This is a genomic window from Pseudomonas sp. 5.2 (assembly GCF_059025405.1).
In genome coordinates this window covers 311,268-328,929 of the sequence record NZ_JBYBHH010000006.1, presented here as the reverse complement: position 1 = coordinate 328,929, position 17,662 = coordinate 311,268, and the positions used below count along the sequence as shown (strand labels likewise).

Below are 17,662 nucleotides of genomic sequence, written 5' to 3'. Positions count from 1 at the left end.
GCGGGCAAGCCCGCTCCCACAGGTACACCACAGTTTTCAAGCCTGTGGACTTTCCTGTGGGAGCGGGCTTGCCCGCGAAGAGGCCGGTACAGTCACCCCAACTGGTTCGGCTGAACGATCCCGTACCGCTTCATTTTCCGATACAACGTCGACCGCGAAATCCCCGCAGCCTCTGCCGCCAGGCTCATGTTCCAGCGCTCTCGCTTCAAAACCTCCAGCAAGTGCCGCGCCTCGGCATCTTCGACCTGTTGTTCCAGCATTTTTGGCCTGGCAGGCACTGCACGGTTCAGTAGCTCCTCCGGCAAATCTGCCAGCTCAATGACTCCACCTTCCGCCAGCGCTACCGCCTGGCGCAACGTATTGAGCAACTGCCGCACGTTCCCCGGCCAGGCATACCCCAGCAAGCAACGCCGGGCCTCATCGCTCAAACGCAAACCAGCCCCTCCCGGCAACCCCGCCAACAACCGCTCGATCAATTCACGTCGGTCACTGCGCTCACGCAATGCCGGCAGCGTCATGCGCATGCCGCATAGCCGGTAGTAAAGGTCTTCGCGAAAGCCTTTATCGCCGATCATGGCTTGCAGGTCCTGGTGCGTTGCCGAAATCACCTGAATATCCAGCGTCACCGGCGCCTCTGCGCCCAGTGGTACCAGTTCGCGTTCGGCAAGCACCCGCAGCAGGCGCGTTTGCAGGTGCGTTGGCATGTCGCCGATCTCATCCAGGAACAACGTGCCGCCATTGGCCTGCTCCAGTTTGCCTTTCATGCCCTTGCGATTGGCACCTGTAAAGCTGCCAGCGCGGTAGCCGAACAGTTCGCTTTCGATCAGCGACTCGGGTATCGCTGCACAGTTGAGCGCGACGAAGGGTTTGGCGTGGCGCTGGCTAGCCTGGTGCAAGGCACGGGCGAAGGCCTCCTTGCCAGTACCGGTTTCGCCGTTCAGCAAAATGGCGATGTCCTTGTCGAGCACCTTGCGCAGGCGTTTCACCCCCTGTTGCAACTGTGCATCCTCGCCTGCCAATTGCTCAAGCGTGGGGTACGCCGCACGCGCCGGCAGGGGCCGCGACGGCGTGGATTGGCGGTAGCCGGCCGGTATACGCAGGCCGACGTCCAGCAGATGCGCTTGCACATGCCCGTGCAATTGAGTGCCACGGGCTCCGCCGCGCGTAAGGTCGAGCAACTGGTCAATGTTGGCGGGCAGCAGCTGCTCGATCGCCACGCCCAACAGCGTGCCGGCATGCGCCAGGAAGGCCGCCCGATTGGCGCCGATCACCCGGCCGCCTTCGTCCAGGGCCAGCAGTTGCTCGGCGGCAAGGTCGGAGAAATCATCACGCGGCTTGATGGCCAAGGTCAGGCAGTCGCGGTAGCGCTGGCGGAAATGGCTGTTCTCGATCAGCCGGGCGTACAGCGTCACCAACTGCAAGGTCAGGTGCTGGGCCTGCTTGGGGCCGTCGTTATAGAGGCAGGTCGCGTTGAGGCAGCCGAGCAGTTGGTTGTGGGCATCGAAGATCGGCGCCACCGAGCAACTGAGCCTGGCGTTGGTTGCCAGGAAGTGTTCCTGACGGTGGATGGTCAGCGCTTGCTGCGAGGCCAGTGCAGTGCCGATGCCGTTGGTACCGGCGATCGACTCGTCCCAGCGCGCGCCGACGATCAACCCGGAGCGGGTGTAACGCTGGTGGTCGGCTGGCAGGCGGGCATCAAGGGTGATGCCGTCGGCGTCGCTGAGCAGCACGGCAAAACCGGCGTCCACCACACGCCTTGCCAGGCCACTGACGCCTTGGCTGGCGATGCTCAGGTAGGCCTCGTGTTGGGCCTGGTGCTGGCGGATTTCGGCAGCGCTGAGGATGTTGTCGACGTGGCGCAGCTCGGGGTCCAGGCGGTGCTGGGTGATGCTGCGGTACCAGGATTCGGCAATCACCGGTTCTGGCGTCAGGCCGCGCTCGGCGAAGTGGCAGTCGACGAAGGCGGCCAGTTCACTGGCGCGGGGTGAAGGGGTGTGCGCGGCCATGGGCGCTCCACGAAATGCTTGTTATTAGAGGTGGGGAAACCATAGCTGATTTTTTCCCGAAAAAGTCAGCCAATCAGCTTCAGCGCCTCGTCCAGCCGTAATGGCCGCATCATCCGCTGCGACAGCTGCGCCATGGCATCCGAGTAGCCCTTGGCGATGACGGCCTCGACTTGCTCATCCACGCATTGCAGCGCGACGAAGTCGCCTTGCTCTGGCTGGCCGACGTACTCGATGCGGTTCCAGTCCCGTGCATGCCCCAGGACTTCATAGGTGCGCCCATGCTGGTAGGTCCAGAAGAACGGCACATCTTCGTAGCGGCGCTGCTCGCCGAGCATGTTGGCCGCAGCGATCACGCCGTGTTGCTGGGCCAGGCGCCAGTGTTCGATGCGCACTGGCCGGCCAGCCAGGGGGAAGGTGGCGATATCTCCGGCGGCCCACAGCCCGGGTGCCGCACGCATTTCGGCATTGACCGGCAGCGATTTATCGTCGGCCAGCGCCACCCCTTGCACATAGGCCGTGGCAGGTTTGACCCCGGTGCCCAGCAATACCAATGGCGTCTGCAGCCGTTCACCGTTGGCCAGCAACACGGCCTCCACCTTAGCCTGGCCTTCGAAACGTTCGACTTCGGTGGGGCCGTGAAAGACCACGCCTTTGCGTTCGTGCAGTTCGCGAATGCTGCGCCCGATACGTTCACCCAATTGTTTGGCCAACGGCACCTCATGGCGGGTGACCAGGTGCACCTGCAGGCCGTACTTGCGCAGTGCAGCGGCGGCCTCCAGGCCGATGAGACCGTCGCCGACGATCACCACCGGCTGCCCGGGTTCTGCGGCGTCGAGCAACAGCGCGGCGTCCTCACGTGAGCGCAGGGTGAATACACCCGGCAGGTCTGCGCCGGGGAGCGGTGGGCGTTGCGCTTTACCGCCCGTTGCCAGTAGGCAAGCGTCATAGTCAATGTGCTGCCCGTCGGCAAGGATGATCTGGCGTTTCTCGCTGTAGAGTGTGCGGACCTTGCCGTGCTGACGGATCAGGTGGCCTTTGCGCAAGTCATCCGCTTCGAGCAGGGCAGGGACTTCATCAGGTGGCATTTGCCCAGCAATGACGAATTTACTGAGCGCGGTCCGGTCGTAGGCTGGCTGGTGTTCCTGGTCGAGCCAGACCAGACGACCGGCGAAACCGTGCTGCAGCAAGGTAGCGACGGCGGCACTGCCGGCGGCGCCGGCACCGACTACCACGAAACAACGGGCATCGCTGTGCCGCGGGGGCTCGGCCTTGGCCAGGGGTTGGTCATCCACCCACACCTCATCATCTTTGACCCACGCACGGTAGCGGCGCAGGTCGGCCAGTGCCGGCGGTTCGCACACCGCACCTTCGTCCACGGCAAACGCCGCCTTGTGCCATGGGCAGACCAGCAGCCCCGAGCAGATCACGCCTTCTTCGAGCGGGGCGCCAGCGTGCGGGCAGTTGGCCTGGTAGGCATGCACCAGGTCGCCCTGGCGGATCAGGATGAGTTCTTCACTGCCGGCCTGCACACGCAGGGGGCGGTTGGGGTCGAGCTGATCGAGGCGGGCCACGGCGTGCTGGGTCATGGGGGTTCTCCAAAGGGGCCTTTGGAACCATTTGACGCCTGTGGTGATGAGTTGCTGACCCGAGCCGACGATCGGGGGCATTGCCCTGTAGGAGCAGCCTTGTGCTGCGAAGAGGCCGGTGATCAAACAGCAAATGTTCGCTGCTATCACCGGCCTCTTCGCAGCACAAGGCTGCTCCTACACAGGCGTTCTAGTTGGCCTTGGCTGTGGCCAACGCCCCTGCGCGCGTTACCCGCAGCGCCACCAGGCTACCGACCACGATCAATGCCGCCAACGAATACAGCGCAGCATCGGTCGAGCCGGTCTGGTCCTTGATGAAACCCACCAGGTACGGGCTGAGGAAGCCGGCCATCTGGCCCACCGAGTTGATCAGCGCAAGGCCGGCCACGGCCGCACCTGCGCTAAGCAGGGCGGTAGGCATCGGCCAGAACATCGGCAGGCCGGTGAGGGCGCCCATGGTGGCGATCGACAGGCCAAGAATGGCGATGGTCGGGTTGCCGGCGAAGTTGACCGCAATCAACAGGCCAATGGCGCCCATCAACATCGGCACCACCAAGTGCCAGCGACGTTCGTTGCGCCGGTCTGCCGAACGCCCGCAGACGATCATGAACACACCCGCCAGCAGGTACGGAATGGCGCTCAGCCAGCCAATCAACAAGGGGTTGTCGAAGCCCATGTTCTTGATGATCGACGGCAGCCAGAAGTTGATCGCGTACACACCGCTCTGGATGCAGAAGTAGACGAAGCCGAACGTCCAGATCAACGGGTTGGTCAACACCGCGAGCACGCCGTCACCGGTGGTGGCGGGTTTGCTCGCGGCATCGGCCTTCAGGTCGGCTTCGATCAATTGGCGTTCGGCCGGGCTCAGCCAGGCGGCTTTCTGGTAGCCGTCGCTGAGCAGGCGGATTGCCAGGCAACCCAGCACGACGGTGGGCAGGCCCTGAATCAGGAACAGCCATTGCCAGCCGGCAAGGCCATGCTGGCCGGCGGCGAAATGTTCGAGGATCCAGCCGGAAAACGGCCCGCCCAACAGCCCCGACACCGGGATCGCCGACATGAACAAGGCCATGATTCCACCGCGACGGGCCGCCGGGAACCAGCGCGAGAGGTACAGCACCACGCCAGGGAAGAAGCCGGCTTCAGCCGCGCCGGTCAGCAGGCGCAGGGTGTAGAACTCGGTGGGGGTGGTGACGAACAGCAGGCAGGTCGAGAGGCTACCCCAGGCGATCATCATCAGCGCGATCCAGCGCCGGGGGCCGAAGCGGTTGAGCGCCAGGTTGCTCGGCAGGCCACAGAGGACGTAGCCGATGAAGAAGATACCGGCGCCAAGGCCGTATACCGTTTCGCTGAATTTAAGCGCGTCGAGCATCTGCAGCTTGGCAAAGCCGACGTTGACGCGGTCCAGGTAGTTGAACAGGTAGCAGATGAAAATGAACGGAATCAGCCGCAGGGTGATGCGCCGGTACAGCGCATTGCGGGTGGTGTCCGTGCCTTGGTCAGGGGCGGGGCTGTGTGCCATGATCGGGTTCTCTGTTGTTATGGTTGTCACCGCGTCGCCTGTTCCGGCGCTCGCCCTGACGAGTCTCGGGGACAGCGGCGTGCCTGTCTTTGTGCTTTTGCACAGCGATTGACCAGGGGCGCTGTGCCCGGGACCAAAGCCTACCACCCTAAGGACCCTTGAATGTTCGAACTCGACCATGACCTGGCGCAGGATATCGTTGATCGGGCGATGGCCATTTTGCCGTGCAACGTCAATGTCATGGACAGCCAGGGGTTGATCCTGGGCAGTGGCGAGCCGGAGCGCATCAACACCCGCCACGAAGGCGCACAACTGGTGCTGGCCAACGGCCGGATCGTCGAGCTCGACGTGGACGCGGCCAAGTGCCTCAAAGGCGTGCAGCCCGGGGTGAACCTGCCATTGATGCTCGATGGCCGGCTGATGGGGGTGTTGGGCTTGACCGGCGACCCGCAGCAGCTGCGTACCTATGGCGAACTGGTGCGCATGACTGCTGAAATGCTCCTGGCCCAGCGCCACCTGCAGGTTGAACAGCAATGGCGGCGGCAACGCTGCGACGACCTGCTGGCCTTGCTGTTAGGCGGCAGCGGCGATTCGCCTCGGCTGCTCGATGAAGCCCGTCAGCTCGGCCTGAAGCCGCAACTGCCAAGGGTACCTTGCCTGTTCGAGCTGGAATCAGGGCCGTCTGCAGAAGCCCTGTCGTCCTGGCTGATGAGCCGTTACCCGGACAGCTGGTGCGTCAGCCCCGCACGGCAATCGCTGCTGTGGTGTCGCCCGGCGGGTCTGGTGCTGGACGAAGCGCGGTTGCTGGAGCGCCTCGAGCGTCACGGCTGGCAGGTTGAGCGCTTGGCCCTGGGGTGCGTGGCGCAAAGCCTGGAACAACTGCGCCGTGGATATCGCCGGGTGCGCGACCTGCTGGCTTATGGGCAAGAGGTGCTGCCGGCCGAGCGCCTGCTCAGCCTTGAGCGGTACCGGCTACCGGCCTTGCTGTGGCGGCATCGCAATGACGATGCGCTGGATGAGCTGTTGCAACCGCTGCAACGCATCCGCGCCAAGGACGCCAGTGGTCAGCTGATTGCGACCTTGCGCGCCTGGTGTGCCCATGATGGCCAGAGCCAGGCTTGTGCCGACGCCTTGGGCATTCACCGCAACAGCCTGCGCTACCGGCTGGAGCGGATCGCCGAGCTGGGCGAGGTCGACCCCTTGAGGATGGAGGGGATGCTCAGCCTGTACCTGGGGTTGCAGTTGTTGCGAGCTGAGTGAAGCGCTGGCCGAAGGCATTTGCCCAAACAACGCCTCCGCCGTCTTGTGCATTTGACCGAGGCCACCTTGCCAGGCAACTGTCAGCATGCCGCTCATCTGGACAGGAGAATCCCCATGAAGATCGTCATCGCCCCCGACTCGTTCAAGGACAGCCTCGACGCTGCCGGTGTCGCCCGCGCTATTGCCACCGGCCTGGCCGAGGTGTGGCCGGATGCCGAGCTGGTCGAATGCCCCATGGCCGACGGCGGTGAAGGCACCATGGACGCCATCTTGGCCGCCAGCCAGGGCGAATTACGCCGCCTGGCTGTGCGTGGGCCGTTGGGGCACAGCGTCGAGGCCGGCTGGGGTTGGCTGCCGCAGAGCCGCACGGCGATCATCGAAATGGCCCAGGCCAGCGGCCTGCAATTGGTGCCCACCCAGCAGCGTGATGCCTGCCGCAGCAGCACCTGGGGCACGGGCGAACTGATCGCCGCCGCCTTGGCTGCGGGTGCCCGCCGCATTGTCTTGGCCATTGGCGGCAGCGCGACCAATGACGGCGGCAGTGGCATGCTGCGCGCCCTGGGGCTGCGGCTGCTGGATGCCGAGGGGCAAGCACTGGAAGAAGGGGGGCTGGCCCTGGCAAAGCTGGCACGTATCGATGCCAGCGACCTCGACCCTCGGCTGGCCGAGGTCCAGGTCGAGGTTGCTGCCGACGTCGACAACCCACTCTGCGGTGCCAATGGCGCTTCGGCGATCTTCGGCCCGCAGAAAGGGGCTAACCCGCAGCAAGTACAAGCGCTGGACCAAGCACTGGGGCATTTTGCTGATCACTGCGCGCAATTGCTGGGCGAGGACATGCGTGACTTCCCGGGCTGCGGCGCTGCAGGCGGTATGGGCTTTGCGGCCAAGGCGTTCATGGGCGCGCAGTTCCGCCCTGGCGTCGAGGTGGTGGCAGAGCTGGCCGGCCTGGACGCGCTGGTACAAGGCGCCGACCTGGTGCTGACCGGCGAGGGGCGTTTCGATGCCCAGACCCTGCGTGGCAAGACGCCAATGGGCGTGGCCCGGGTCGCCAAGCGCCATGGTGTACCGGTGGTGGTGCTGGCGGGCACGCTGGGGGAGGGGTATCAGCAATTGTATGGCCACGGCATTGACGCGGCCTTTGCGTTGGCCAGCGGGCCGATGAGCCTGGAGCAGGCGTGCGCCAACGCCCGCGAGCTGCTGCAGGCGCGCGCCGGTGATATCGCCCGGCTGTGGCGCTGCGCGGTGTAAGCGCGGTCAGAGATTTCCGTGTAAGTGCAACTAGCGTGGGGGCTGCTTTGCAGCCCTTTCGCGCCCTAAGGCCGCGCCTACACGTCCATGCCGAAGTTATGAGACTTGGCAAATATGGAAATTATCTTTGTTTGATATCTCGCCATAAACAAAGGCCGAATCGCTGATTTTGATCAGAAAAGCGCTACATACAACACACGCAAAAGGCTCTATTTCGGCCCAGTAATACCGTCCGACTCTCACCGCTACTTACTATTAAGTATTTTACTTAACCCCTGTCGCTCGCCAATTCTCTGCACTGTTTATTCGAGAGGGCGAGTCGATGTTAGTTCATGGCGATAAGGATTTCGGCGTGTTGAAGGATGCCGAGGGCGAACTTCAACAGCAGGTCGGGCGCGTGCCCGATGCCGCATTTTATGAACGCAAGTTGCAAGCAGTCTGGACGCGTGCGCAACACAGTAGCCATTACGCAGGGATTGGCCCCTACAGCTTCACAGCGTTCCAGCAATTGCCGCTGACCGCCAAGGCCGCGCTGAAAAGCCAACCCCTGGCGTTTTGCACCGTAGCCCTTGGCGATGCGGCCAAGTACTACGCAACCACCGGCACCACCGGCGAGCCAACCCCAACCCCGCGCCTGAAACACGACATCATCTGGAATGCCGTCAGCGTCGCCAGCCACTGGCGAGCGGTGCTGCAGCCCGGGGCGCGGGTGGCCAACCTGATGCCATCGGACATCGTGCCGGTCGGCGACCTGATCGCCAACGTCTGCGAATACCTCGACGTGTCGCATGTACGGCTCTATCCCTTTACCACCGGCATCACCGACTGGGAACGGGTGTGCACGACCTTCGACACCTACCGGCCCACGGTGCTGTTCATCGCCCCCGGCGTACTGGTGCAACTGACCCGCTACCTCAAGCAGCGGGAGCTGCTCGACACGTTTGCCCAGTCGGTGCGCACGATCATGCTGCTGGGCGAGGTCAACACCCAGCCGTTTCGTGACCGTTTGGCCCGCGGGTGGCACTGCGAGGTACACGACGCCAGTTATGGCAGCACCGAGACCGGCACGCTGGCAGCCGTAGGCGCGGGCCAGCAGATGCGCCTGGCCACGGCCACGAATTATTTCGAGCTGCTGTTGCCGGACGGCAGGCTGGTAACGCCCGCCGAAGGCCTGACAGGCCGCCTCGTCGTCACCCCGCTGAACCTGTACGCGCGCCCGTTACTGCGGCTGGACACCGGCGACAGCGTCACCCTTACCGCGCCGTGGCAAGCCGGGCGGAGCAGCCCCAGCCTGTTGGTCAATGGCCGCGACAGCGATAGCATCGCGGTGGCCGGGGTGGACCTTGAGATTCGCGCCGTCGAAGAGGTGGTCTACGGCGCCTGCGACGCCACCGGCTATGTGATCGAAATCGACCGCCAGAACGACAGCGCCGCGTTGATCCTTGAACGTGACGTGCATTGGGACAACGCCCAGGAAGGCCAACTGCAAGCGCAGTTGCTGGCACGTTCCGAGCAACTGATGGGGCTGCGCTGGAGCCGTGTGCTGTTCGTCAACAACTTGTCGGCCATCAACAAGAGCGGTGGCTCGCAAAAAAGCTGGAAGAAGACCAACCTGCGCTTCGTGGGGGGCAAGCAATGACCACGTCACCCCTTGCCCAAGGGCGCGGTCTGGGCAACGGCCAGCCTGACTTGTGGTGCACATACGCCGCGATCCGCAGCCTGGCCTGGGTCGAGCGCCTCGACAGCGTCGATACGCCGGCCCTGCACAGCTATATCCAGTCCCGGCGTAACCGCGACGGGGGGTTCGCCTGGAGCAAGGGCATGCCATCCGACGCCTGGGCGACTTTTTATTGCACCGAAACCCTCAAGGACCTGGGTATCGCCATTGACCATGGCGCCCAAACTGCCGATTGGCTGCAAACGCTGTTCGACGGTGATGCCTACGCCATGTGCCCCGGGCAGACGGCGGATGTCTGGGCCACCCACTATGCAGTGCGTACGTTAATCGAGGTGTGCCAGGGGCAAGTGGCCGATGCCCCGGCGTTGTACGCCTGGCTGGAAGGGCTGCAGTGCAGCAATGGCGGCCTCAGTTGGTCGGCAGACTTTGCCCAGCGCAACTTGGCCGACACCCGTGCCTGCTTCTACGGCGTAATGGCCGCACGAGCCCTGGCCCAGCAGGGGCTGCCCGCACCGCAGTGGGACGTGCCGCGGTTGATTGCCTGGTTGCAGGCGCAGCAGGTGGAAAGCGGCGGCTTTCGTTTCAGCGAGGCTGCCGAGCAGCCGTGCCTGTGGGCGACCTACCGCGCCACGGCGAGCCTTGCGGCATTGCATGCGCAGCCCTTGGCGCGCCACGCGTGTATCGCCTGGATCGACGCACTGCGTCGGCCCAGTGGCGCTTTCGTGCGTTGGCAGGGCTATGACGGCGAGGACGTCTGGGCCGCTTTTTGCGCGGTGGGCTCGCTCAAGGCGTTGGGAGAGCCGGTGGCCCACCTGGCAGATGATATTGCACGGTTCATCGCGACCTTGGCGCTGCCTCAGGGTGGCTACACCTATCGGCAAGTCGACAGCGCGGCGGATGTGCTGACCACAGCGGCTGCCGTGCTTGGCGATCAGCTGAGCGCTGCGCAGCGGGCGGCAGCGCTGCACTGGATCGAAGGCTGCCAGATGCCTAACGAGCCTGGGCTCATGTACATGCCAGGGCGGGGCGCCGAAGTCCGCTGCACCAATTGGGGCCTGGCGGCGGGCGCCTTCGCCGGCCAGCCAGCGGCGCGCAAGGCGGTCGGGCACTGGCTGGCCTCGTTGCAGAACCCCGATGGTGGCTTCGGGTTCTGGGAGGGGCGCGCGTCGGACCTGGTGTCCACGGCGTCTGCGGTGGCGATCCTCCAGCAACTGGGCAACAACGCTGGGGTCAACCTTGTGGCGCTGGAGGCCTTTGTGGCCAGTTGCGCTCAGCAAGGTGGGCACGCCGCCTACCCACGAGGGCAGGCGTCCTTGCGTGCCAGCCTGCAAGCCTTGATCTGCCTGCACCATGTGGGCTGGGATGTGCGCGAGCAGGCAAACGAACTGCTGGTTGCGCACAAGGTGCGCCAGGGCGGCTTCGCCAATCTGGGGCAGCGCATCCCTGATTTGCTCAGCACCTACCAGGCCTTGGCGTTCGGCGCCGCGCAGGGGTTGCCGGTCGACCGCGCGCACCTGCAGTTCTTTCTCGACAAAGTGCGCAGCGGCCAAGGCCATGCCTGGTCGCCGCTGTACCTGGAGGGCCACGACGCACTGTCCGATTGCCTGGGGCGCCTGTTGCAGGCGTTTGCCGAAGGCAGGCGTCAGCACCTGCCCAACCTGCAGCTGTCGTGAGGAGCAGGCATGCCAACCATTACTGTTACCTGCGCACCACTGCAGCCCATCGAGCGCAAGCGCCTGGCCCTGGCGTTCACCCGCCTGCTGAAAGCGCAGGGCGCCGATACCGCGCACTGCATGGTGTTTTTCAATGTGCTGGAACCTGGGTGTGTGTTCAGCGCCGGCATGCCATTGCCGACCGCGGATGGCAACGGTGTGGCGTTGCAGTTCTACCTGCGCATCACCCTGTCGGTGGCGCGCGACGGGCTGGCCCATGCGGCCTTGGCCGAAGGCCTGCACCGTTGCCTGGTCAGTCACTACCCGAACGCTTTCATCTATTTGCAGTTTGATCCGATCCTGCCAGAACACGTGTTCTACAGCGCGGGAACAGCATTGATCAATGCCCACCATCAACAAGGAAAACCAGGCGCGTGAGCAACCTTTCTATTGAGCAGCAGATTCGTCAGGCACTGGCGCAACTACTCGGCGACGAGGTCAACGCCATCGATAAGCGCGACAGCTTCCGCGATTTTCTAGGCGAACGCTTCGACAGCCTGATGGCCGTCGAAGTCATCACCGCCATTGAAGGCTGTTTCGCCATCGAAGTGGATTACCTGAGTGACGACGTTCGCTACTGGTTTGAAACACTGGAAAAGATGGAGCAGTTCGTCGCCCAGAAACGCGAAGACCAATTGACCCTGCAGGCCACCCCGTGAGCGGCGATCATCTGTTCACCACGTCGGGCTCCACCGGCGCGCCACGCCACTGGCTACGCAGCCACGCGCAGATGGTTGACGAGGCCGCGCTGATTCTCGGCCGCTGGGCGGCTGACGCGAGCGAGATCCTGTCATTCGCGCCGAGTTGCCACAGCTACGGGATGATCCTGGGCGAGGTCGGTGCGCAATGGCTGAACGCGCGGTTGCAGGCCTGCTCGCTGGAACACCAGCAGTTACCGCAGCTCGATGGCGACGGGCCCTGTGTGATCCTCGCCATTGCCAGCACCTGGCGGCTCTTGCCTGCACTGCTGGCGCGCCTGTCAGCACGGCGTTCGGTACTGGTGGTGCACAGCGCATCGCTGTTGCCACCGGACGCATTGGCCACCGTGCACCGCTTCGCAGGGCCGCAGGTGCGCTTCATCGAGCTGCTGGGTGCCACCGAAACCGGCGCCATGGCCTATCGCGCGCTGGATGCGCAGAGTACCGCAGAGCAACCGTGGACGCTGCTGAGCGATGTCGAGTTGCTGAGCCCGACCGGCGCAGCCGGCCCGCTGGACGTCAGCAGCCCACGCATCGCGAGGGAGCAGGGCGCTGCAACCCCGGCACACCATCACCGTTGCGATGACCTGGTGCTGCCATTGGACGCGCGACGCTTTCAATGGCTGGGCCGGGCCAGCAGCCTGATCAAGGTCAACGGGGTTCGGCTCGACCTGGCGCGCCTGGCCTGCGAGCTCGGCCAACGCCTGCAGTGCCCGACCCTGGCCTGCGTGGCGGTGCGCGATGGGTTGCGCGCCGAAGCGTTCGAAGTGCTGTTCAGTTCGCCAACGTTGACCGAGCAGGCCGTGCGCGAAGCGCTCACGCACTGGCCTGCGCACCACCCGCGACCGGTCGCCGTGCGCCGGGTCGCGCACCTGCCGCTGTCTGCCACCGGCAAGCCCCAACCGTGGGCCGCCTCATCCACTGTCAAGGAATACACCCATGAGCCACGCTGATACCCAGGGCACCATCGCCCATTACCTGAACCACTGCGGTGCGCCGCTGGCCAGTGGCCGCGAACAGCCCGAATACCTCGCCCTAAGCCTGCGCAAGCGCCTCGAACTGCTGGAACGCAGCCCTGCACTGGCGGCTGATTGGGCTGCACAGTACGAGGCCTGGCGCGATCACGCCGACAGCCACTATCGCTGCCTGACCAGCACCCGCCCAGTTGAGGCGCCGTGGGTCCGGCTGGGGGTGAAGGACACCGTGGACGTCGCCGGCCTGCCGACCCGCCTGGGGCTGCGCAGCTACCGTCACTACCCGCAACGCAGCGCCGAGGCGCTGAGCCACCTCGACCCGCGTATCGCGCTGACCAGCAAGGTGGCGACCACCGAGCTGAACATCGCGTTCGGCGCAGGCTGCCGCAACCCGCATTTCCCGACCATCGACCCGTCGGGTTCCAGCACCGGGTCTGCGGTTTCCGTGGCTGCAGGCCTGTGCGACATCTCGTTGGGTACCGACGTGCTGGGCTCGGTGCGTTGGCCGGCGTCCCACTGTGGCATGGTCGGCCTGCGCATGACCCACAAGGCCGCCAGCCTGGCCGGTGTATTCCCGCTGTCGCCCCGCATGGACGCCTTGGGTTGGGTGACCCGCAGCGCCGACGACCTTGCCCTGCTGCTGCCGATGCTGGGCTTGGGGCCGTTGCTGGGCGATCAGCAGCCGCTCAAGCAGCAGTACCGTGTCGGCGTGCTTGAACACGCGCTCGACCCTGCGCTGACCAGCGCACCAATGCTCGACATGTTGAGCCAGGCCCGTGTTGCACTGGCCGACCTGGGCATGGCCCCGCGTGAAGTGGCCATGCCCGACCTGTGGGCCTGCCGTGGCGATGCCTGGCAGCTGTGCGCGCGCGACGCTTGGCTGGCATCTGCGGCCTGGGCGCGGCGCTTCGACTGCGAACTGCATTGGTCAACGCTTAGCGCGCTCAAGGTGGGTGAAGGGGTAAGCGACAGCGACTACTCGCGCATACATGCCCGCATGGACGCCGTGCGGGCGGGTATCGATGCCTGGTTCGAGGCCGCCCAGGTGGATGTCGTCATGTTCCCGATGGACCCGAACCGGCCCTTCGACCGGCGTAGCCCACAACCGGGTGATTCGACCATTCCGTCACCGGACGATCACGACTACGCCCAGAAAATCGGTTTCACCCCTCTGGCTAGCTTCAGCGGCCTGCCGGCCATTACCGTGCCGATCGCCCTCAGCGCTGACGGCAAGGCGCCCCTGGCGATACAGATCATGGGCCGACGCGACAGCGAGCTGCAGTTGCTGGACATCGCCAAACGTGTGCAGGCGTTGATCGGCCTGCTGCCTACCCGTCGTCTTCAGGTGTAAGGGGCGAACCATGTGCGGAATTACAGGCTGGGTGGACTACACCCGCGACCTCGCGCACCAGCGCCAGGTGCTCGGCGCCATGACCGATACCCTGGCCTTGCGCGGGCCGGATGCCAGCGGCAGCTGGCAGCACCGCAACGCCTTGCTGGGGCATCGGCGCCTGGCCATCATCGACCTGAGCGGTGGCGTGCAGCCCATGACCTACCGCTTCCCCACGGGTGAAGAGGTCGCGCTGGTGTACACCGGCGAGGTCTATAACCACCATGCCCTGCGCGAACGCTTGCGCCAGGCCGGGCATGTGTTTAAAACACGCAGCGACACCGAGGTGGTGCTGCACGCCTACCTGGAGTGGGGCGAGCAGTGCTGCGACCACCTCAATGGCATGTTCGCCTTCGCTGTGTTCGATGGGCGCGATGGCCACTTTCTGCTGGTGCGTGATCGCTTGGGGGTCAAGCCGCTGTACTACGCCCGTCACCAGCAGGGGCTGCTGTTCGGCTCCGAGATCAAGGCGATTCTTGCCCACCCCGAGGTTGCCAGCACCCTGGACGCGGTAGGCCTGGTGGATGCCTTGAGCCTGTCCCGGGGCACCACCCGCACTGCCTTTCGCGGGGTCAGCGAATTGCCGCCGGGGCATCGGTTGTCCTGGCGGCCCCAGGGGCAGGTAAAGATCAGCCGCTACTGGCAGTTGCAACGCCGCGAGCATCAGGACGACGTGGCGACCACGGTCGAACGCACCCGCGAGCTGCTCGACAATGCCTTGGGCGAGCAGTTGCATGCCGATGTGCCGGTTTGCTCGCTGCTGTCCGGTGGCCTGGACTCGACCCTGCTGACCGCCATGGCGCAACAGCGGTTAGCGGCCGAGCATGGCGGGGCGGTGAATTCGTTCTCGGTGGATTTCGTCGGCCAGGCCGAGCAGTTTCAGGGTGATGCGTTTCGCCCCGAACGTGACCAGCCTTATGCCCTGGCGGCGGCCCAGTACATCGGCAGCCGGCACCAGACCATCCTCATCGACAACCGGGAGTTGGTGTCGGACCCGGCCCGCCTGGCGGTGTACCGCGCCAACGACAGCGCGGCCACCTTCGGCGACGTGGACACCTCGCTGTACCTGTTGTTCAAGGCGATCCGCGCGCATTCCACGGTGGCCATCTCCGGTGAGGCGGCAGATGAAGTGTTTGGGGGCTACGCCTGGTTCCGCGACCCGCAGGCCGTGGCCGCAGCGCGCTTCCCTTGGCTGTCGCGCATGCAACTGCTGCAGCCCGAGCTGATCAACCCTGAGTTCAACCGGGCCTGCGATTTTGCCCAGTATCAGGACAGCTGTTATCACCAGGCCCTGGACAGCGTCGAGCATCTGCCAGGGGACAGTCCGCAGGAACGGCGCATGCGCGAAATCTGCCACATGCACCTGCAGCGCTGGCTGCCGATTCTGCTCGATCGCAAGGACCGCCTGAGCATGGCCGCGAGCCTCGAGGTGCGGGTGCCGTTCACTGATCATTCACTGGTGGAGTACGTGTACAACGTGCCGTGGTCGATCAAGGGCAAGGATGGCGAGGAAAAATGGTTGCTCAAGCAGGCCGGCGCCGACCGGGTACCGCCTGCGGTGTTGCAACGGCGCAAAAGCCCGTACCCGACCTCGGCGAACCTGGCCTATGAGCGCTTTCTGCGCGAGCGCATTCGGCAGTTGCTGAAGGCGCCAGTCCGGCCCGTGTTCCAGGTCATCGACCACGGTCGGCTGGCCGCCGAGTTGCGCCAGCCCGAGGGCTATTTCAACTCGCAACTGCGGCGTAACAACCTGGAGACGGCCCTGGCGCTGGACACCTGGCTACGTGAGTACCGGTTGACGGTGTAGGGCTACAGGATCAGAGGGTTCTGCAGGGTGTCGCTGAAGCGCTTCGGCGCGCCCTGGTCGAGCATGGCGATGAAACTGCCCAGGGCCGGCGAAGCGTTCTGGATGTTCCAGTTCATGTACAGGCCCATGGTTGGGGTGGGCTGGTCCTTGATCGGGCGGATCGGGCGGAATTGCACGCGCTCACGCAGCGTCGAGTAAGCGATCGATTCCGGCACCAGGGCCACGCCGAAGCCACAGGCGACCAGGCCGATCAGGGTGTGGATCTGCGCCGCCTCCTGCACCACCTTGGGGTAGAAACCGGCCGACTCGCACAGGGCGATCAACTGGCTGTGGTAGCCACTGCCCAGGGCTTGCGGGGTGAAGACGAAGTCCTCTTCGGCAAAATCGCGCAGGTCGACCAGCGGCTGATGTGCCCTGGCGTGGTTGGCGGGCAGGGCCATGATGATCTGCTCGTTGAGCAACAGCCGCGACTCGATGGTATCGGGCGGCATCGGCAGCTTGCGCATGAAACCGATGTCGGCTTCGCCGGCCATCAAGGCCTTGGCCTGCGAGGCTGAGGGCATCTCGCGGATGGTCAGGCGTACATTGGGGTAGACCTCGCGGAACCTGCGCAAGGTCGTGAGCAGCGACTCGTAGTAGGCGATGGAGATGGCCGTGATGGTCAGCTTGCCGCAGATGCCTTCCGAGACATTGCGCGCGTATTCGATGCCTTGCTCCAGCTCTTTGAGCGTGCGGTAGGCGGTTTCCAGAAAGGCCATGCCAGCGGCAGTCAGCTTGACCCCGCGCTTGTTGCGCAGAAACAGGCTGAAGCCGAGCTTTTCTTCAAGGCGGTTGATCGCTTGGCTCAGGGGCGGCTGCGCCATGTGCAGGCGGATGGCGGCCTTGTGGAAGTGCAGTTCTTCGGCTACGGCGATGAACTGCCTGAGCAAACGTGTCTCGATCATTCTATGTTCCTTCATCGACTTGCCGGGGTGCCTGGCAGGCGCCACCCCTGCAAGGCGGCCATCATAGTGCGTGGCCACCGAGTGACAAAGCCTCGGTGATATCCCTGAGATATCAAAGTTGCATGCTTTTAATATTAAGTCATTGAATTTTTTATTGTTATCGTAAAAAAGGAGAATCGAAGGTGCCCTGCAATGCCAATCACAGACCCATTCAAGAACAAAGTCGCGATCATCACCGGTGCTGCCCAAGGGCTGGGCCTGGCTTACGCCATGGCACTGGCCGAGCGAGGCGCCCGCGTGGTCATCAGCGACCTGGGGACTGACCGGGCAGGCCAGGGCGAGGACCCGTCGGCCCTGGCCCAGGCACTCGCGGCCCTGCAGGCCAAGGGCTACAACGCGATCGCCCATGCCGGGCAATTGGAAGACGAACGCGCCTGCCAACAATTGATCGAGCTGGCCATCGAGCAGTTTGGCGCACTGGATATCCTCATTCACAATGCAGGCTGGGTCGATTACCAGGGCATCGAAGCGCAGGAAGAAGCCTTTCTTCAGCGCGCGCTGGGCATCAGCGTGCACGCCCCGGTGTGGCTGGCCAAGCATGCCTGGAAGTACCTCAAGCATTCCGCCGCCCCGCGCGTGGTGCTGACCACCTCGGACCGCGCCATGTACCAGCGCTATTCGCAGCCCGGGCTGGTGGCCTATTCAGCCGGCAAGATGGCCCAGGTCGGTATCATGAACGCCTTGAGCATGGAAGGGATGGAGCACGGCATCCTGGTCAATGCCATCTCGCCCGTGGCCAAGACCCGCATGTGGGGCGTGACCCAGGCCCCGGAAGAGCTC

At 64.5% G+C, this 17,662-nt stretch carries 13 protein-coding genes and 1 pseudogene; 10 read left to right on the top strand and 4 right to left on the bottom strand.

What is annotated here, in order from left to right; all coding sequences use genetic code 11:
• Positions 1–92: 92 nt before the first annotated feature.
• The 3 genes from AC5PZ0_RS12390 to AC5PZ0_RS12380 all read right to left on the bottom strand — a co-directional run bounded on the left by AC5PZ0_RS12390 (position 93) and on the right by AC5PZ0_RS12380 (position 5,111).
• The gene (locus AC5PZ0_RS12390; protein ID WP_493855071.1) at positions 93–2,006 is read right to left on the bottom strand and encodes a sigma-54-dependent Fis family transcriptional regulator; all 1,914 of its coding nucleotides are present in this window, start codon (positions 2,004–2,006) and stop codon (positions 93–95) included.
• Between the two features lie 65 nt (positions 2,007–2,071).
• Positions 2,072–3,592 carry an FAD-dependent oxidoreductase gene (locus AC5PZ0_RS12385; RefSeq protein WP_493855070.1) on the bottom strand — a complete coding sequence of 507 codons (1,521 nt, stop codon included), beginning with the start codon at positions 3,590–3,592 and terminating at the stop codon, positions 2,072–2,074.
• Between the two features lie 190 nt (positions 3,593–3,782).
• Positions 3,783–5,111, bottom strand: coding sequence for an MFS transporter (locus AC5PZ0_RS12380; protein ID WP_027595414.1), 1,329 nt, complete (start codon positions 5,109–5,111; stop codon positions 3,783–3,785).
• Between the two features lie 162 nt (positions 5,112–5,273).
• Here AC5PZ0_RS12380 and AC5PZ0_RS12375 point away from each other — a divergent pair, with 162 nt between their 5' ends.
• The 9 genes from AC5PZ0_RS12375 (at position 5,274) to asnB (ending at position 15,878) form a co-directional block, all read left to right on the top strand.
• Positions 5,274–6,371: a sugar diacid recognition domain-containing protein gene (locus AC5PZ0_RS12375; RefSeq protein WP_493855069.1), complete on the top strand. Its 1,098-nt coding sequence runs from the start codon at positions 5,274–5,276 to the stop codon at positions 6,369–6,371.
• Between the two features lie 114 nt (positions 6,372–6,485).
• Positions 6,486–7,619, top strand: a complete 1,134-nt coding sequence (locus AC5PZ0_RS12370) for a glycerate kinase (protein ID WP_493855068.1) — start codon at positions 6,486–6,488, stop codon at positions 7,617–7,619.
• 352 nt (positions 7,620–7,971) lie between these two features.
• Positions 7,972–9,258 carry a phenylacetate--CoA ligase family protein gene (locus tag AC5PZ0_RS12365; protein ID WP_493855067.1) on the top strand — a complete coding sequence of 429 codons (1,287 nt, stop codon included), beginning with the start codon at positions 7,972–7,974 and terminating at the stop codon, positions 9,256–9,258.
• A complete protein-coding gene (locus AC5PZ0_RS12360) occupies positions 9,255–10,970 on the top strand; it encodes a prenyltransferase/squalene oxidase repeat-containing protein (RefSeq protein WP_493855066.1) in 1,716 nt (571 codons plus the stop codon). Before AC5PZ0_RS12365 ends, AC5PZ0_RS12360 begins: the two co-directional genes overlap by 4 nt.
• Before the next feature lie 9 nt (positions 10,971–10,979).
• On the top strand, positions 10,980–11,387 hold the full coding sequence (locus tag AC5PZ0_RS12355; RefSeq protein ID WP_493855065.1) for a hypothetical protein: 408 nt from the start codon (positions 10,980–10,982) through the stop codon (positions 11,385–11,387).
• Positions 11,384–11,668, top strand: a complete 285-nt coding sequence (locus tag AC5PZ0_RS12350; RefSeq protein ID WP_099429397.1) for an acyl carrier protein — start codon at positions 11,384–11,386, stop codon at positions 11,666–11,668. The genes AC5PZ0_RS12355 and AC5PZ0_RS12350 overlap by 4 nt, the downstream gene beginning before the upstream one ends.
• Positions 11,665–12,660 (top strand): AMP-binding protein, encoded by a 996-nt coding sequence (locus AC5PZ0_RS12345; protein ID WP_493855064.1) that lies wholly within the window; start codon positions 11,665–11,667, stop codon positions 12,658–12,660. The genes AC5PZ0_RS12350 and AC5PZ0_RS12345 overlap by 4 nt, the downstream gene beginning before the upstream one ends.
• Positions 12,647–14,032 (top strand): amidase, encoded by a 1,386-nt coding sequence (locus AC5PZ0_RS12340; RefSeq protein WP_493855063.1) that lies wholly within the window; start codon positions 12,647–12,649, stop codon positions 14,030–14,032. The genes AC5PZ0_RS12345 and AC5PZ0_RS12340 overlap by 14 nt, the downstream gene beginning before the upstream one ends.
• Before the next feature lie 10 nt (positions 14,033–14,042).
• Positions 14,043–15,878, top strand: a complete 1,836-nt coding sequence (asnB, locus tag AC5PZ0_RS12335) for an asparagine synthase (glutamine-hydrolyzing) (protein WP_493855062.1) — start codon at positions 14,043–14,045, stop codon at positions 15,876–15,878.
• Positions 15,879–15,880: 2 nt separating this feature from the next.
• On the opposite strand, the gene AC5PZ0_RS12330 is transcribed toward asnB, so the two are convergent.
• Complete coding sequence (locus AC5PZ0_RS12330; protein ID WP_027595404.1) at positions 15,881–16,822, bottom strand: LysR family transcriptional regulator; 942 nt, start codon at positions 16,820–16,822, stop codon at positions 15,881–15,883.
• A 192-nt stretch (positions 16,823–17,014) separates the two neighbouring features.
• Here AC5PZ0_RS12330 and AC5PZ0_RS12325 point away from each other — a divergent pair.
• Positions 17,015–17,662 (top strand): annotated as a pseudogene (locus AC5PZ0_RS12325) (SDR family NAD(P)-dependent oxidoreductase); the annotation flags it as partial.

What these genes read in the sequence shown, in the direction of transcription:
- AC5PZ0_RS12390 (WP_493855071.1), bottom strand. Translation starts at nt 2,006, where the DNA reads ATGGCCGCGCACACCCCTTCACCCCGCGCCAGTGAACTGGCCGCCTTC.
- AC5PZ0_RS12385 (WP_493855070.1), bottom strand. Translation starts at nt 3,592, where the DNA reads ATGACCCAGCACGCCGTGGCCCGCCTCGATCAGCTCGACCCCAACCGC.
- AC5PZ0_RS12380 (WP_027595414.1), bottom strand. Translation starts at nt 5,111, where the DNA reads ATGGCACACAGCCCCGCCCCTGACCAAGGCACGGACACCACCCGCAAT.
- AC5PZ0_RS12375 (WP_493855069.1), top strand. Translation starts at nt 5,274, where the DNA reads ATGTTCGAACTCGACCATGACCTGGCGCAGGATATCGTTGATCGGGCG.
- AC5PZ0_RS12370 (WP_493855068.1), top strand. Translation starts at nt 6,486, where the DNA reads ATGAAGATCGTCATCGCCCCCGACTCGTTCAAGGACAGCCTCGACGCT.
- AC5PZ0_RS12360 (WP_493855066.1), top strand. Translation starts at nt 9,255, where the DNA reads ATGACCACGTCACCCCTTGCCCAAGGGCGCGGTCTGGGCAACGGCCAG.
- AC5PZ0_RS12355 (WP_493855065.1), top strand. Translation starts at nt 10,980, where the DNA reads ATGCCAACCATTACTGTTACCTGCGCACCACTGCAGCCCATCGAGCGC.
- AC5PZ0_RS12340 (WP_493855063.1), top strand. Translation starts at nt 12,647, where the DNA reads ATGAGCCACGCTGATACCCAGGGCACCATCGCCCATTACCTGAACCAC.
- asnB (WP_493855062.1), top strand. Translation starts at nt 14,043, where the DNA reads ATGTGCGGAATTACAGGCTGGGTGGACTACACCCGCGACCTCGCGCAC.
- AC5PZ0_RS12330 (WP_027595404.1), bottom strand. Translation starts at nt 16,822, where the DNA reads ATGATCGAGACACGTTTGCTCAGGCAGTTCATCGCCGTAGCCGAAGAA.